Here is a 15444-nt window from a genome sequence, read left to right on the forward strand (position 1 = left end):
TATACTATTGTCATTTAACAGCACTATTAAAGAACTTCATATATTGCATAAATCAAATAAAATAATAATATTTCCTTTGATGAAAGAGAGACTAACTATAGTAAATTAAAAAAGGGAGGTAGCATTTTGAATACAACAAGTGTAACCGTGCAGAAAGGTGAGGGCTTTACAACTTTGCTAATAGATCATGGTGAAGTAAATTTACTTTCAAATGATCTAATTGTTGAATTGCAACAAGTAATAAGTGAGTTAAATAAGGATGAGCATAATAAAGTGGTCATCTTCCGTTCAAACAATAAACATTTCTTCAGTGCTCACTTAGATGTGCTTGTTATAAATCGGAAAGAAGAAGGTATAACAGGAACGGAAAACTTTATGCAATTAATTGAGGACGTAAAAAACATGCGCGCAATTACGATTGCGATAGTTGACGGTGCAGCACGAGGTGGTGGAAATGAACTTGTTATGGCTTGCGATATAGTATATGGCACTGAAAATGCAGTGTTCGCTCAACCCGAGTTAAGTACAAACATACCTCCAGGTGGACAAGGAAGCGTACAAGCTGCACGACGATTAGGGCGTACTAGAGCTTTAGAATTCCTCTTGACGAGTGCAGATATGGATGCTCCTACTGCCGAGCGCTTTGGTCTGATTACACGTCATATTCCATCAGATTCTATTGAAGAAATGCTACAGCAAGTTGTACCACCATTAACTTTCCTTGATCATCGCAATATAGACATGATAAAGGATATTGTTGATTTAGCACTTAAAGATGAACAAGCAGCCATAGACCTTGAACGCAAAATGTTTATCGAACGTGCTGGTGAAGATAAAACACAATATTTGATAGGCAAAGTATTAAAACATGGTGCACAAACATCTCGAGAAATTCACATTTCAGAGCTATTGGCTGATGTTGCCGCTGACGTTATGCAGGATTTAGCCCAAATGAATCAGGGGAGGCAATAAAATAATGAAACAAAACCACCAAAGATCAGGCTTTACAACTGATCTTTGGTGGTTTCAATATAGTTAGTTAATGCAGCAAGGTACAGGCTGTTGTTTTCGAAATAATTTTCTTGTTAATTCAGAATAGAGGGATTTGATTGAGAGAGGCATCTTTGATCGATAATAGGGCTCATATTTCCATGCCTCTCTGTTAATTAAATCCAATTTGCGCATTTGTTCTTTCATCATATGTTCATACTCATAATCATTCATTAGTCATTCTCCCTTCCTCTTCATATTAAGCACAGCAATTATTATTGATAGTGTCTTCCTCAGTGTCTTCTTTGGTGAAAAAGAATTCCCATTCATGGCCATCTGGGTCAGTGATCCAAAATTTATCTTGCCTAGCGTAACAACATGTTGTATCTTTCTCATCCCTAGAGAAGAACCCTTGAGTTTCCAATCTTTGTTTATGCTTTTTTAACTCTTCTGGTCTAGACACTTGGAAGCCGAAATGATTAATGTGGTTTCCTTCTACACTATCTACAGGCCGTAATGTGAAATTTAATCCTGGCTCTTCTAACAAAAATTTCGCATAATTAGGTTTGACCTTTGCTGGGTTTGTTCCGAATAACTTCGAATAAAAATCAATCGATGCCTCTAAATTTGTTACATTTAAACCAACATGAACTTTCATACTTTATTACCCCCTAATGAATAATATATATCAATTTTTTTTGATGTATTCCTCAAAAAAAATGAACAACAAGTAAAACGAATCTGACAACTTAAATTTAGAGATAATCAATTTCTATCCTTGTTTCGGTATGTCAGCATTAAATAAAATTGTTACACAAACCTCAAGTGTTTAAATTGTTCATAAAATGTAAATGCATTCGTATCTTGCTTAATATTTCTACATTTATAAATCAAATTTATTTGATTAATTAATACTATATCCCACACGAGAACATTTTGCAAGGTAAATATCAAAAAAATTTGATGTATTTTCAATATTGAACTAATTATGTATTTTTCATCCTATAAAGACTTCTTTTTTACTTTAATAATTTAATAACTAACAACAAAGTTTACGAAAAGTGCCTAAGTAAAAAAACATTAACAACTCTGACAAGTATATGTCAGAGTTGCTTTGTTATAATCAATTTTGAATTAGAAAGTCTAAAGTATTTACTCTGATTAAAGGAATATTGAAACAGCTTAGGAGGGAAGTAAAATTGATTGAACAATTATTTGCGCTAAAGAATAGGGTCACCATCAATGTCAGATATTCAATTCCTGGAGAAGAAACTATTCTTTTTTTACATTTTAGTTCTGGAAATTCCCATATGTGGGATAGCCTTATCCCATATTTTACAAATCATTTTAATTTAATTGTTCCAGACATAAGAGGTCATGGGAAATCAGATATTCCAAAAGAAGGTTATCATATTGATGATATGGCAGCTGATATGTATTTGTTATTAAAGGAATTAGAGATAAAGAGCTGTCATATTGTAGGTAGCTCATTAGGTGCAGAAATTGCATTAAGCTTTGCTTCATCATATCCGGACATGGTCAAATCAGTTATTTGTGAAGGGGCTTTATATAATGAATTTGGACCTTACGGCTTAATAAATGATAATGAAGAAATAATAAAAGAAACAATTGACAAAAGACGTATAGAATTAATAGATTTTACAAGACCAACTTTCAACACAATAGATGATTTCGTTAATTCAATGATAAATGACTTTAAAAAGCAAGGTATATGGAACGAACATTTTTTAAATTTTGTTAAACATAATATCTTAAAAACTGAAGACGGATACTTTACTAACTGTTTTCCATTACTTGCAAGACAGGAATATATTCAGCACTATTGGGATTTTCAATTTGAAGAGTATTATAAGAAAGTTAAATGTCCTATTCTCATGTTACCGAGTGATGATGAGTGGCACAACTTAAAGGCTAGAGAAATAATGATAAAATTCTCTACATTAGTAGAAGAAAGTGAAATTAAGCATATCGAAGGGTCTAAGCATGCATATATGTGGATGCAGTTCCCTAAGTTAATGAGCACTGTCATTCATGATTATTTAGAAAGAAAAGTGCTATCAATAGATTAATAAGTTTTAACTTAGTTGTCAGGTAAACTAATCTCAATTTTTTCTATAGTAGAATTTCCTAACAAGCTATTTTACTTGGGCTACCATATGAGATTATCAAAAAATAAACCACCTACATCTCTAAACAAGGCTGTTCTGCATTAATTGTTGTTTTTCGTGCGAAGAAATATACACGTGAACAACTAAGATTCGAGGCACCTTGTCTTGTATAAAACGACAGTTTTTATCTTTTATATTTACGAATAAGAGCCTTAAACACGCTTTGTTAATGCTATAGTAGGTGGGTATTTTGACAGAACTTCTATTACATCATTTGGTGTAAGAAATACGTAATGACTAATTTTAATAGTGTCGTATAAACCAGCATTTTCTTCAAGAAACCAACTTAAATATTCAGAATCACCTAATTTAAATAGAGACCACTCACTATAAAATCTTTCGTCATAATTGTTATATAATGAAGAAAGCATTTTAATTAATGAGCCTTCTTCAGTATTTGAATAAGATAATACACCTACATCAAATTTCATAGTTATTTCTGTTTCGTTATATTCATCAATAAATGTTAAAGTCAGTCCTTCCTTATTATCTATAAGTGAGGAATTATATATTTTTGAAGGAAGCCCTTCAACTGGTACCCACCTTTCCCATACAGCCATGTTACATTTCTCCTCAACCTAGTATTCTTTCGATTTTGTTAAATTTACATATTTGGTGAAGCAAACTTCTTCAACTATAGCTTGGGTCAAAAAGATAAACTATTAAACATATTAAAAGAGTAATATGAAGTTATCAAATGAGAACGTCTACCATGGTAACGGCTGATTTTCCAATTCCTTTTCCCAAAACCGTTGTATTTGTTTGACCATATCTAATGACATTGCCTTTTCTGTAGCTGAATTATTTTCATGTAGCTGTTGAATACTTTTCGTTCCTGGAATTACCGTCGAAACTTCCTGACAAGCTAAAATAAACCGTAAAGCAGCTTGCACCATCGTTGTTCCATCGTTTGTTAGAAAACGTAGCTTAGACAATAATATTGCTCTTGTTTCAATTTGTTCTTTCGACCAACGACTACGCACACCTTCAAATGAACTTTGTGCATTATATTTACCAGAAAGCCAACCAGAATCTAGTGGGACTTTAATAATAAGGCCAACACCTTTATCTTTTGCTAATTGAAATGCTTTAGCAGGCTCCTGATGGAAGATGTTATACATGACTTCAACCACTTGACTATTTGTAGTTTCTAGTAATTCAAATAATTCAACACTTGAATCAACCGAAGCACCATATGCACGAATTTTCCCTTCTTCTTTTAAACGCTCTAATAATTCATAATGAGGACTTTCTCCATTAAGAAATTGAAACGGAGGATTATGCAATAATATCGAATCGACGTAATCAGTATTTAGACGGTTTAAGCTTCCTTCGACTGATTGACGTAATAGGTTCACATCAAAATTTTGAGTATTATTCGAATGGTAGCCAAATTTTGTATTAATAATCACTTGGTCTCTTTTGCCAACTAATGCTTTTCCTAACAGCTCTTCACTTTTTCCTAATCCATAGTTCGGTGCCGTATCAAAGAAATTACAACCTTGATTAATAGCTTCATGAACTAGCCTAATTGCTTGGTCATCATTCATTACTCCCCAATCTTTCCTATTTCCAAGTTGCCATGAGCCAAACCCTGCTTCCGATACATGAATACCTGTATTACCTAATGGTCTATATTTCATAACAAACTCCCCTTCTATTTTATTGAACAAGTTGTACTTCATATCATAAGTTTGAATAACATCCACAATTACAATAATTAGTTGACCATAACTTATGTTAAATGATTCCTATGTACGTTATAAAAATTCATCTTGATCATTTACATTTGTTTTTAATTTAAGTTCAACTAAATCCTAGCGTTTCTTATTCATATTTAACCATAGATTGATATAATTAAAAGTATCAGTTTTTACAAAATGAATGGTACCAGAAATAAATGGAGGAATTCACATTGATTGAATTAACACCCGTATTAAATACTAAGAGTGAAAAACCTATTTATATTCAATTGACTAATTATATTAAAAAAGAAATCATAGCAGGAAGTATTCAACCAAAAGAGAAACTCCCGTCTAAACGAAAGTTATCACAACATCTAGGTATTAGCCTTAACACCATTCAGGCCTCATATGATCAGTTATGTGCTGAAGGCTATGTAAGAAGCATACAAAGAAAAGGATACTTTGTAACGGATTTAGATAACAGCATCTTTTTATCTCATAATCACCCTCACCCACAACAAATCAATAATAGAAAAGTAGAAAGTACAAACATTAAAGTTGATTTCAACGTCGGAAGAGTAGATTTAGAAAAGTTCCCATATACATTATGGAGAAAATTAACTATCCAGTCATTATATGAAGACCAAGGAGAACTTTTTAATTTTGGGCACCCGCAAGGAGAATTATCACTTCGAGAGGTTATCGTAAAACATCTTTTTGCATCCAGAGGCGTTAGATGTTCCGCGGACCAAGTAGTTATTGGAGCTGGCACACAGCAATTAATAAGTCAATTATGCACAATAATAGGAATAAACCATGTATTTGCATTCGAAAATCCTGGATTTAATGGAACAATGGCAGTTATAAAAAATCAAATAAATAAGACAGCTGCAATTCCTGTTGATGAAGACGGAATTAATATGAATGCGCTAAGACAAAGCGGAGCGAGTGTTGTTTACGTTACTCCATCCCATCAGTTTCCGCTTGGAATGGTTATGCCTATCTCACGCAGGATTGATTTATTAAAATGGGCTCATGAAAACAAGGCCTATATCATTGAAGACGACTATGATGGTGAATTTCGATACAAAGGAAAACCAATTCCATCATTACAAGGACTCGATAAGTATGACAATGTAATATATTTAGGAAGTTTTTCAAAATCGTTAATTCCATCTATTCGTATAAGTTATATGATATTACCTCCACATCTAATAGAACGGTATGAAGAGTATTTCTCTATTTATAAACAAACAGCTTCAAGGTTACATCAAGATACATTATTTCGATTTATGAAAGAAGGGTACTGGGACAGTCACTTAAATAAAATGAGAACATTATACCGGAAGAAACAACATACGTTAATAACATCTATTACTAATGATTTTAGGAATCAAGTAAATATCATTGGCGAAAAATCAGGGCTACATATTATTCTAGAAGTTAGTAACGAAATGGTAGAGGAAGAGCTAGTTACTTCAGCTCTAGAGGTTGGTGTAAAAGTATATCCTTTAACAACATATTACGACGAATCTACAAAGCATGAAGATTCTAAAGTAATACTAGGTTATGGAGGCTTATCTGAAGCTGAGATTATAGAAGGTATCAAATTGTTAAAAGGTGCGTGGAAACTTTAAATACATATAATTACATTCCCTTCTTGATCTTTTACTGAGGTTGTTTTCGCTTAGTTTTCCAACTAAGAAATTACTGTTTCGCTCATTAATCTCTACTAAGAATATTATTTTGCATTTTTAAGATAAAATCTCTCATCAATGTAATAAAGACAAGCAGCCCCAAATAATCCATTATTGGGCTGCTTTAAATCATTAACTTAAACTTTGAATACCCAATTGATCATACTTTTCACTTGTAAGTTCTCCTTCATATAATAATTCCCCTGAGGATAAATCACTAACATAAAGGGCATAACCATTGGTTGTTGGGTGGAGTATATTTATTTTTCCATTTATTAACTGATATTTTATATCATAACCAGTTTGTTCATTAAGAAAATCGAAAGTTATTTTATCGCCCCATTCTTCCTTTTCTATATCATACATAATGACTCCAAATTCATCTTCTTGTTGAGATGGGAAGAATAGCATTGAACCAACAATTGTAGATGAATTAGAAGATATTAACATATCATCTGGTATAGTCAATGGTTTGGATTGATTCGTCTCTATGTTGTATATGACAAGTTCATTAGGATCTGAACCTGAACCATCGTCATATTGTACCACCTCACCATTTTCACTATAAATCGTAGCATCTGCTTTCATTAGAAGGTATTTTTGAGGCTCAACAGATTTTAAATCATTCATCATCGTTATGGTTGCATAGAAATTGCTTATAGTACTTGGTATAATCGGCGTAGAAAGTAGTAATTCACTATTTACGAACTCTTGCTCATCTATATCAAACGTGTAAACCGTTAAATCCTCTCCTCCATCGTTCCGCTGACCACTTGCAAAGACCTTAGCTATGCCATTAATTAATTGAACCTCTCTTACGTCTAGGAAATCATAACTTTCATTATTTGGTAACTTCAACTGGATTGAGGTAACTTCTTCAGATTTTTTATTAAGAATATCAATATTAAATGAAATGTTAGATCGAGATTGATAATCCCAAATATCACCAACATAAACAAGTACGTTATCATCTTCATAATAGTGATTTAAGTTAATTGAATTTTTACCACGCATAAAATTGTTGTACTGTTCTCTCCATTCCAAAATAATGGGGTGTATCCAACTCTCTGACAATTGTTCAAGCAGAGACGGCGTGTTATTTCGATTAATTGTATTCTTATTTGTAATTTGCAAGTTGTGATATTCACGCGTTTCTTTTGTATAACCGCCTGCCAATATTTCTATATTTTCTACTGCATCCTCATTTCCACTTACTTTTTTCCATTCAAGCAGTCTATTATCTGTAGCAGCTATACTAGATTTCATATAAAAAGTTCCTACTATTATTACTGTAGCAATACAAAGCAAAATTGTTTTTCCAAATCGTTTCATTAATTTTGGCCTCCTATCAAACCATAATTTTTTTCTTTAAAAGGAAATGACCTATCAAAATACTTCCAACTAAGATAATTCCTCCAATTCCTAGTTCCACAAAAAATAGTTCCTTGAGATACAAATAATCATTTAAAACAAGTTTATTTATTAATAAAGGAGCCAACAAAATGAAAAGGCATAAACCACTATAGATAATGCCATAGAACACCCCTTTTAAATGATAAGATCGTTCAAACAAAATAACAGTAAAAGCAATAAATACCAATGTCATGCCACTTCCGTAATAAAGTAGAAATTCAGTAAAAGTTGTTGGAATTAAATTTTTTAGTAATGTGTCTTGAGTTGTAATTTCAATGAAAGTTAAATCGGTCCGAAACTCATGAGGGACCATCCATTGGAAAACTTGACCTTCAACGAGTAACAATAATAACTGGAATGCTACTAGACCTAATATTAGTAGTAAAATCGTTGTCGCCTTTGCTAAATAAAGGTTAATACGTGCAGTTGGTAACGCTAATAAACGATAACTAAATGTATTTTTACCGAACCAATCACGGTACCATATAAAAAACACACAAAGTATTAACGTTACGATAGCAAATAATATTGGTGCCTTAAAAAATAGCGTTTCTGAAATATTTAGAAAAGACATCGTTCCATTCTCTTGCAAAAACACATCCTTCGGAATAAAATTTCCATATATTTGTTCATTAGCTCGATTTACATACCTTCTTGATTGAAAAATGACTCCGACCATTTGTGAAAAGAACGTCAGCCCCATTAATACAACATATAATTTTATAAAACGATTAAACTCAAAATCTATTAACTTCATATAACGCTTCATACTCTATACACCTCTCTCATCACATCGATGATTGATTTCCCATGGCTCTTTCTGACTTCTTCTGTATCGAACTCTTTTAAAACTTCACCTTTCTCTAGTAAAACAACTTTATCTATTAAATGATCAATATCGTTTATTTCATGTGTCGTGATGATGACGCCACGATCTTTTATTAATTCACTAGTGAACACATCTGCAATTTCTTCACGACTAAACACATCAATACCTGAAAATGGCTCATCCATTAGGATATACTCAACATCCATCGCTAACCCTAGTAGAAGATTCATTTTTGCTGTATTTCCTTTCGATAAATCTGAGATTCTGTCAGCTTCATTTAATTTAAAGAATTGAAGCAGCTCCATGGCACGTTGTTGGTTCCAGCAATCGTAAAAATCAGCCATGAATGTAAAGGCTTCATGTATTTTCATATGTGGTAACATCGTTATTGAATCTGGAATAAAGGTAATTTTCTCATAGCTCCCTTTATGGAGCCTTTCACCATCTATGAGGATTTCACCACTATCTATAGGCATTAAGCCCATAATGGATTTCATAATGGTAGTTTTTCCTACACCATTAATACCAATTAAACAAGTAACCTCCCCTTTTTTAGCAGTAAAAGAAACATCTTTTAATACGCACTTTCTACCATATTTTTTTATGACATTATTCACTTCAATCATAAGGATACCTCCAATTCATTTTCACTTATAACAGACCCCACGTTATATATAGGACCTTGATGCATCTATTGCAGGAAGGTTGATAAATTCTTCTTAAATTTCAATATTGTAAAAATATCAACCTACCATTTATTTGATACTAATATTACTAAGTGATTCTTAAGAACCTCGATACATAATAGTGAAGAATTTCTTAAGTCTTTACTAATAATTAGTTATTAGGGTTCATTGCTTGGCATTTTAAGGGCTGTGAAACGGGGTGACATAGTAAAAGAGGAATCATACGATATCGCTATACAAAAATTAAAGGAAACGAGTAGCTTGATTAACAATAGTACTATGGAAAATGCGCAATATATTTATTCCATAAACCTGCTCCATGTCATAAAAAAGACGCCTTCTTTTGGAAGGAGGCGCCATTTTGATAAAGTATACTTGACATTGTCCTGCTCACTTAAAGTAGCATGTTCATATTTATTCCTAATAATTTTTCAACTGGCTTTTAAAACAGTGCCATAAGTCAAAATTGAATTAGCTGCTATAAAGGGTCAGTTCTAGCTTAAGTTATTAAGGTAGTAAGGTTATTAAGCCTCCAATATTCCCAAAATATTATACAGTAATGACTACATTCCCCTTTTTGTGACCTTGATCTACGTATTTATGAGCTTCAACAATCTGTTCTAATGGATAATTCCTGTCTATGACTGCCTTAACGTGTCCTGCTTCAATTAACTTGTTGAGTTTAATAAGATACTGTGGATGTATCTTTAAAAATCCATCATCTACTGACACGTATTTTCCATTATTACTAAGTGCTGTTTCACATTGTCTTTTTAGTTTCGAGCTTTTGTTTTTTCCAACAGCATCAAGGATAAAATCATAACGTTCTAATTGATTTAATGAATCCTCTTTAGTGTAATCTATTACTTTGTCTGCACCTAGAGATTTCACTAATTCTCTATTTGTTGAACTGCATACCGCAGTGACTTCAGCACCTAATTGTTTTGCTAGTTGTACCGCGGTCGTCCCTATTGCTCCCGAAGCGCCATAAATAAGCACTTTCTTCCCGTCTTGGATATCACCATCTTGCATGAAGTGCATTGCGAGAGCACCACCATACACTATCGCTGCCGCTTCTTTATGACTTATATTTTTCGGTTTAAGCGCCAATTCCCCTTGCTCAATTTCTTTCGCAGATACACATTTGTATTCAGCATATGTTCCACGGCTATTACCTGTAAATCCATACACTTGGTCACCTTTGTTGAATAGCTCAACATCATTACCTACTGATTCTACGACCCCTGAGAATACGAGTCCAATTATAGGATTTCTTGGTTTCGAAAACCCAAGGAATATTCTCATCATCAGTTCCATGATTTGCTTTTTAGGGAAGCTAGGGTTGCCAGGCATGTTAAAGCCTCTAATTACACAGTCACTTGCAGTTACTGCAGTTGCGTGTATTTTTACGAGTACTTCATTGTTTTTTGGAATGGGTTTTTCCACTTCTTTAAGCTGAAGGACTTCAGGTGGACCATATTTAATGCATGTAATCGCTTTTATAGATATCTCCTCCTTACAATTATCATAACTACTTATCAACCTATTTCTTCCGTTCAGATCATGCTTTTTGTAATAGGCTGTTTTCGTTTTAAAAAAATATACACGTTCGGTAGCTTCTTTTCTCTAAAGACTAAAAAACATATAGTACATCTCAGTTAATCGAGTTTTAGTGAAAGAGCAACAAATTTCGAAAAGAATCTTATTTATAGTAATTAGGTCTAAATAATCTCACGTCAAGCTTTTCATATATTACCTACTGTGCGTTTGAAATGATAATTGGCGTTTATTTGCTGTGCTTAGCAGTCAGCAACTCATCAAGTGCGGCTAGATTGAATCCCTTGATAATCAACCAAAGTGCCATTACCATCTCTTGTACACCCAACGGAACATACAACATTTCTAAGCTAAGGTTTAGTCCAAATAACTTTAATAAGTCGACAGCCAGATAGATAACCGCTCCGATCAAACCCCAGACAGACAACCAACGAGGGATAAGTTGGGTGAGATAGAAAAGAGTGTACAGCAGCATTGCCCCGATGATAAAAACAATAGTCGTAACGGGACTCAAGATGTCATTTGCCTGAAGCAGGACATTACCAATCACCTGTAAAGATGCCGCCTCTGCTCCAGCCGCCGTGAATTCTTTACTAAACACGCCTAACAATAGCCAGCTTACTACCGCTAGGATATATACACTTCCCTCTAATGGCCCTCGGAATACGACCATCCCTAGTGCCAGGGCTTCATTCTTTTTTTTGAAGAGTGGATATAAGAAAACAGGCATCGCCGCTAGAGAAAGCCCCATCATGAGAATAAAAAATGCACCTAGGTTAAGCTGATAAGGATTGGCAGCAATTTTGCTTAAAAAATCCTCCCCAGCAAGTAGATCCCTGGTAACTATCTTACTTAAAATCCCTGATGATGTTCCGATAATGTAGAGGACACCTACGATCAGTGCAGTCATTCTGTATGCTTTCATTAATTTGTTCCCCTTTCATCTTTTGTTAAATTAGCTATTATTTTTACCTACTCATTTAACGACTCCAGAGAATACAATACCGACCACTGGCTGTCTAGGTTATGAAAAACCTACAAATAGCCTCTTCATTAGTTCTATTAGTTCCTTTTTGGGAACTAAGGTTGGTAATTTATAATTTCCCCATAACTTCAAAATAATAATGTTATCTTCCTTATGAACTTTTTACTTAGTTATTTATAGCAGCGTCTTTGAAGCCTGTATTTTATTTTACTCCCATTTTTTATAAACCTATAGACACTTTAGTGTTGTTTTTCAACATGTAGGTGTAAGCTAATCAAACAATTTACGAACTATGCTGAACTGTAGGAAATTATGGAAGCTCATTATGCCGAAGCTGAAGGATTTTACAGTAACCCCATCTCACGTGCTTTGGCTACAGCCTCAGTGCGCCTTCTAACTTGAAGCTTTTCAAAAATCCTTCGATTATGTCCTTTAACAGTGTCTAATGCAATAAATAGTTTTTTACTAATTTCTTTGTTTGAAAACCCCTGACCTATTAGCTGTAAAACCTCAAGCTCACGTTCGCTCAAAGCATCAAATTGGACCTGGGATTGAGTCATATTTTGTTGTGCTACATAATCAAGTTTAAATGCTTGTAGTAAAAGGTCTATATACTCTGGCATAATCCCATTAGCATATGCTTTGGTCAATAATCGTTCCATATGCTCCCCTTCATCAAGAAAAGTTCGAACAAAACGACCAGAGCTTGCTTCTAATAGATAGTCTGTTAACAATTGCAATGCATCGTCTGTTTCACCATCTATATAAGAAACTACTGCCTGTAAAATCTTTACCTTCAACATTTTCTCTCTCATGCCATTTTGCTTTACCTTTTGGTAGTAAGTGTTTAACTCATGCTGAGCTTTAGCGATGTCTCCTTGAGAAAGATATACTCTTGCCTGACTATGTGGGAGTTTGTACGTTTCGGCTAAGTTACGTGCAGCATGAACATTTCCCTGATTTAACAATAAAAGTACCTCTGTCTCACAGACTTCTGACATTCGATCTTCTAAGTCATACTGAAAAACATACTGCTTTATTTCATTTAAGATATTAGTTGCGACATCAAGGTCTTTTTTCGCAAGTAATGTTTGGACATAGAGTAGGTTACACGTAATGATTTGATTATAATTTTCTATATATTTCGCTAGATGTTTACTTTTCTCTATATATTCAATGGCTACATCTAAATCGTTCCATTCGTAATAAATACGAGCTAAACCAATATATACATGATACGAATATGATGACGGCGTATCATCTTTCATTTTTAGCGCTTGCTCGTATGTTTTACATGCTTGCATGAGCAGGTTCTCTTTTACTTGTAAGTTTCCTAGCGCAACTGTGGATAATATTGCAATTATTTTATTACCTGACGCATTACTAGTAGCAATAGCTTCTGAATATGCTTGTTTCGCTTTTTTGTTGTCTCCTTGTAGTTCGTAGGCTACACCTAGCTTCCAAGTAGTTGCAGTTCGAACCGCTAAGTTACTTGGGCTTAGGTTCTCTAGTGCAATAAGAGATTCGGAAATTATTACGTCTACATTATTTTGTGCTGTAGCCAGCAGTGCACGTATGGCAGCAATATGCCCTACAAGGTTCCGAGTTTTCATATTTTTCTCAAGTCCATACAAGGCTCTTTCAGCAGCGAGTAGTTTTGGTTCAACCTCGTTATATTGAGCAGACATAGAGAGTACTGAAGCATATATAACCCATAATGTAGGATGAGCATCCAATGTGTCTGTTGTTAATGTTTCAAGCCATTTCATTACAGGGACAACAGCTCCACGAAAGTGAAGAGGGATCCCATTCCCCAACAATATACGTTCAGCTCGTTCTACATCACCAGCAGCTGTAGCATGCTGAAATGCCTCAATTTCGTAGTTGTTTTTTTCATACCAAATACTTGCGCGTATATGTAATTGCGCAATATCTATACTACTGCTCACTAAGGTATCATCACTGCTATGCAACAATTTTTGTTTTAACAACTCTGCAAAAAGATGGTGATACCGATACCAGCGACGCTCATTATCCAAAGGAATAATAAACAGATTCGATTTTTCTATAAACTCAAGTGATTGCTGCCCTTTAAGAAATGTATCTTGCATTATTGCATCACATAATGAGCCACATAAACGATCTAAAATTGATGTTTGCAATAAAAAATTCTGGATATATACTGACTGTTGTTTAAGGACTTCTTCTACTAAATAGTCAACTATAAAAGAGTGATTTCCTGTAAATGATTTTATAAAGCTTGATGGGTCATCATGTCCGCCCATTGAAATCCCAGCCAATTGAAGGCCAGTAATCCATCCCTCCGTTTTAGTTACTAGGTTATCGATATTGTAATTTGACAGCTTCAAATTCATCACTTGATTAAGGAAGCTAGCAGCTTCAGAGCTAGTAAAGCGTAAGTCTGAGTTGCGTATTTCCGTCAGCTGATCTCTTGCTCGTAAACGTGCCAAAGGAAGTTTAGGGTCTTCACGAGTTGTAATTACTAAATGCATCTGTGGAGGCATATTTTCTAAAAAGAATGTCATGACATCGTTTATAGGTTGTGTATGGATCGTATGATAGTCATCAAGTACGAGAATAAAGTTATATGGAATTGAAGTGATTTCATTAAGAAGAGAAGTTAAGATATCTTCCAATTTGGGTGGCTGGGGAGATCGGAGTAAACTCAAAAGTTCATCACCTAGATCTTCCTCTATTGTCTGTAATGCTGCAATAATATAAGAGATAAAAGAGTGAGGGTTATTATCTCCCTCTTCTAGCGACAGCCAAGCTACAGCACAATTACAGTTGGCAAGCCATTCGCTCACTAATGTCGTTTTCCCAAAACCTGCATGAGCTGATATGAGAGTCAAATGCCGGTACATCCCATCGTTTAGCTGCTTAATTAAACGGTTTCGTACAACTAACTCTCGCCTCATTATTGGGATATTGAGTTTCGTAGATAAGATGGAATTAGTCATTATTATCTCCCTTCTATTATCACACTTGTTTAGGTTTTATCTTTCCAAAGCTGTTAAATATAGTAGTGAAAATCTTATAAGCAAAACAAACTTAAATATCTGTTAATCATATAGAGACTCTACTATATATGATCAGGGGTAACACCCTAGAAATCGGCTTTACAAAATAAATTCTAATCTATATATTCATGTTAACTTTGGCATTATTTCCATATTGGCAGCTTAGTTTATTATATGGTTATTTCGTATTAATTGTTGTTTTCCTTAAAAGATATAAATATAAACATATACACAACTAAAGTTTGCGGCATCTGTTATTTTCTAATCCGATGACAAACGTTTAAAACTGCATGTGTCGGTTCAAATTTCGTAACAATAGCATAATCGATTGATCGTGCTCCTAACTCCCCACTTATTCATTGCTAAAACAAA

General features: G+C 34.0%; 13 protein-coding genes. 3 read left to right on the forward strand and 10 right to left on the reverse strand.

The window, feature by feature from the left end:
* The first annotated feature begins 126 nt into the window (after positions 1-126).
* Positions 127-972, forward strand: a complete 846-nt coding sequence (locus tag ACSVDA_RS03080; protein ID WP_485880743.1) for an enoyl-CoA hydratase/isomerase family protein — start codon at positions 127-129, stop codon at positions 970-972.
* Between the two features lie 63 nt (positions 973-1035).
* Here the strand turns inward: ACSVDA_RS03080 and ACSVDA_RS03085 are convergent, their stop codons facing one another.
* Both ACSVDA_RS03085 and ACSVDA_RS03090 read right to left on the reverse strand, forming a co-directional pair.
* Positions 1036-1224 carry a hypothetical protein gene (locus ACSVDA_RS03085; RefSeq protein WP_485880745.1) on the reverse strand — a complete coding sequence of 63 codons (189 nt, stop codon included), beginning with the start codon at positions 1222-1224 and terminating at the stop codon, positions 1036-1038.
* A 25-nt stretch (positions 1225-1249) separates the two neighbouring features.
* Complete coding sequence (locus ACSVDA_RS03090; RefSeq protein WP_485880746.1) at positions 1250-1648, reverse strand: ArsI/CadI family heavy metal resistance metalloenzyme; 399 nt, start codon at positions 1646-1648, stop codon at positions 1250-1252.
* A gap of 541 nt (positions 1649-2189) precedes the next feature.
* On the opposite strand from ACSVDA_RS03090, the gene ACSVDA_RS03095 reads away from it, so the two are divergent.
* Complete coding sequence (locus ACSVDA_RS03095) at positions 2190-3080, forward strand: alpha/beta hydrolase (protein ID WP_485880748.1); 891 nt, start codon at positions 2190-2192, stop codon at positions 3078-3080.
* Positions 3081-3331: 251 nt separating this feature from the next.
* On the opposite strand, the gene ACSVDA_RS03100 is transcribed toward ACSVDA_RS03095, so the two are convergent.
* A complete protein-coding gene (locus ACSVDA_RS03100; RefSeq protein ID WP_485880750.1) occupies positions 3332-3739 on the reverse strand; it encodes a hypothetical protein in 408 nt (135 codons plus the stop codon).
* 147 nt (positions 3740-3886) lie between these two features.
* On the reverse strand, positions 3887-4822 hold the full coding sequence (locus tag ACSVDA_RS03105) for an aldo/keto reductase (protein WP_485880752.1): 936 nt from the start codon (positions 4820-4822) through the stop codon (positions 3887-3889).
* Positions 4823-5094: 272 nt separating this feature from the next.
* Here ACSVDA_RS03105 and pdxR point away from each other — a divergent pair, with 272 nt between their 5' ends.
* Positions 5095-6501 carry a MocR-like pyridoxine biosynthesis transcription factor PdxR gene (gene pdxR, locus ACSVDA_RS03110; RefSeq protein WP_485880754.1) on the forward strand — a complete coding sequence of 469 codons (1407 nt, stop codon included), beginning with the start codon at positions 5095-5097 and terminating at the stop codon, positions 6499-6501.
* A 192-nt stretch (positions 6502-6693) separates the two neighbouring features.
* Here pdxR and ACSVDA_RS03115 read toward each other — a convergent pair whose 3' ends face one another.
* The 6 genes from ACSVDA_RS03115 to ACSVDA_RS03140 all read right to left on the reverse strand — a co-directional run bounded on the left by ACSVDA_RS03115 (position 6694) and on the right by ACSVDA_RS03140 (position 15012).
* Entirely contained in the window at positions 6694-7893 is a 1200-nt protein-coding gene (locus tag ACSVDA_RS03115) for a hypothetical protein (RefSeq protein WP_485880756.1), read from the reverse strand.
* Between the two features lie 16 nt (positions 7894-7909).
* Positions 7910-8743 (reverse strand): hypothetical protein, encoded by an 834-nt coding sequence (locus ACSVDA_RS03120; RefSeq protein WP_485880758.1) that lies wholly within the window; start codon positions 8741-8743, stop codon positions 7910-7912.
* Entirely contained in the window at positions 8740-9429 is a 690-nt protein-coding gene (locus ACSVDA_RS03125) for an ABC transporter ATP-binding protein (RefSeq protein WP_485880759.1), read from the reverse strand. The genes ACSVDA_RS03120 and ACSVDA_RS03125 overlap by 4 nt, the downstream gene beginning before the upstream one ends.
* Before the next feature lie 609 nt (positions 9430-10038).
* Entirely contained in the window at positions 10039-10992 is a 954-nt protein-coding gene (locus ACSVDA_RS03130; protein WP_485880896.1) for an NAD(P)-dependent alcohol dehydrogenase, read from the reverse strand.
* A gap of 283 nt (positions 10993-11275) precedes the next feature.
* Positions 11276-11971, reverse strand: a complete 696-nt coding sequence (locus tag ACSVDA_RS03135) for a DUF4386 domain-containing protein (RefSeq protein WP_485880761.1) — start codon at positions 11969-11971, stop codon at positions 11276-11278.
* A gap of 404 nt (positions 11972-12375) precedes the next feature.
* Entirely contained in the window at positions 12376-15012 is a 2637-nt protein-coding gene (locus tag ACSVDA_RS03140) for a winged helix-turn-helix domain-containing protein (protein ID WP_485880763.1), read from the reverse strand.
* Positions 15013-15444 lie beyond the last annotated feature (432 nt).

Origin of the sequence: Cytobacillus sp. Hm23, assembly GCF_051842895.1 — a bacterium.
Lineage (GTDB): Bacteria > Bacillota > Bacilli > Bacillales > SM2101 > Nanhaiella.

Excerpts from the sequence above, each read along its gene's own strand:
- ACSVDA_RS03085 (WP_485880745.1), bottom strand. The coding sequence starts at position 1,224 with ATGAATGATTATGAGTATGAACATATGATGAAAGAACAAATGCGCAAA.
- ACSVDA_RS03090 (WP_485880746.1), bottom strand. The coding sequence starts at position 1,648 with ATGAAAGTTCATGTTGGTTTAAATGTAACAAATTTAGAGGCATCGATT.
- ACSVDA_RS03100 (WP_485880750.1), bottom strand. The coding sequence starts at position 3,739 with ATGGCTGTATGGGAAAGGTGGGTACCAGTTGAAGGGCTTCCTTCAAAA.
- ACSVDA_RS03105 (WP_485880752.1), bottom strand. The coding sequence starts at position 4,822 with ATGAAATATAGACCATTAGGTAATACAGGTATTCATGTATCGGAAGCA.
- ACSVDA_RS03115 (WP_485880756.1), bottom strand. The coding sequence starts at position 7,893 with ATGAAACGATTTGGAAAAACAATTTTGCTTTGTATTGCTACAGTAATA.
- ACSVDA_RS03120 (WP_485880758.1), bottom strand. The coding sequence starts at position 8,743 with ATGAAGCGTTATATGAAGTTAATAGATTTTGAGTTTAATCGTTTTATA.
- ACSVDA_RS03125 (WP_485880759.1), bottom strand. The coding sequence starts at position 9,429 with ATGATTGAAGTGAATAATGTCATAAAAAAATATGGTAGAAAGTGCGTA.
- ACSVDA_RS03135 (WP_485880761.1), bottom strand. The coding sequence starts at position 11,971 with ATGAAAGCATACAGAATGACTGCACTGATCGTAGGTGTCCTCTACATT.
- ACSVDA_RS03140 (WP_485880763.1), bottom strand. The coding sequence starts at position 15,012 with ATGACTAATTCCATCTTATCTACGAAACTCAATATCCCAATAATGAGG.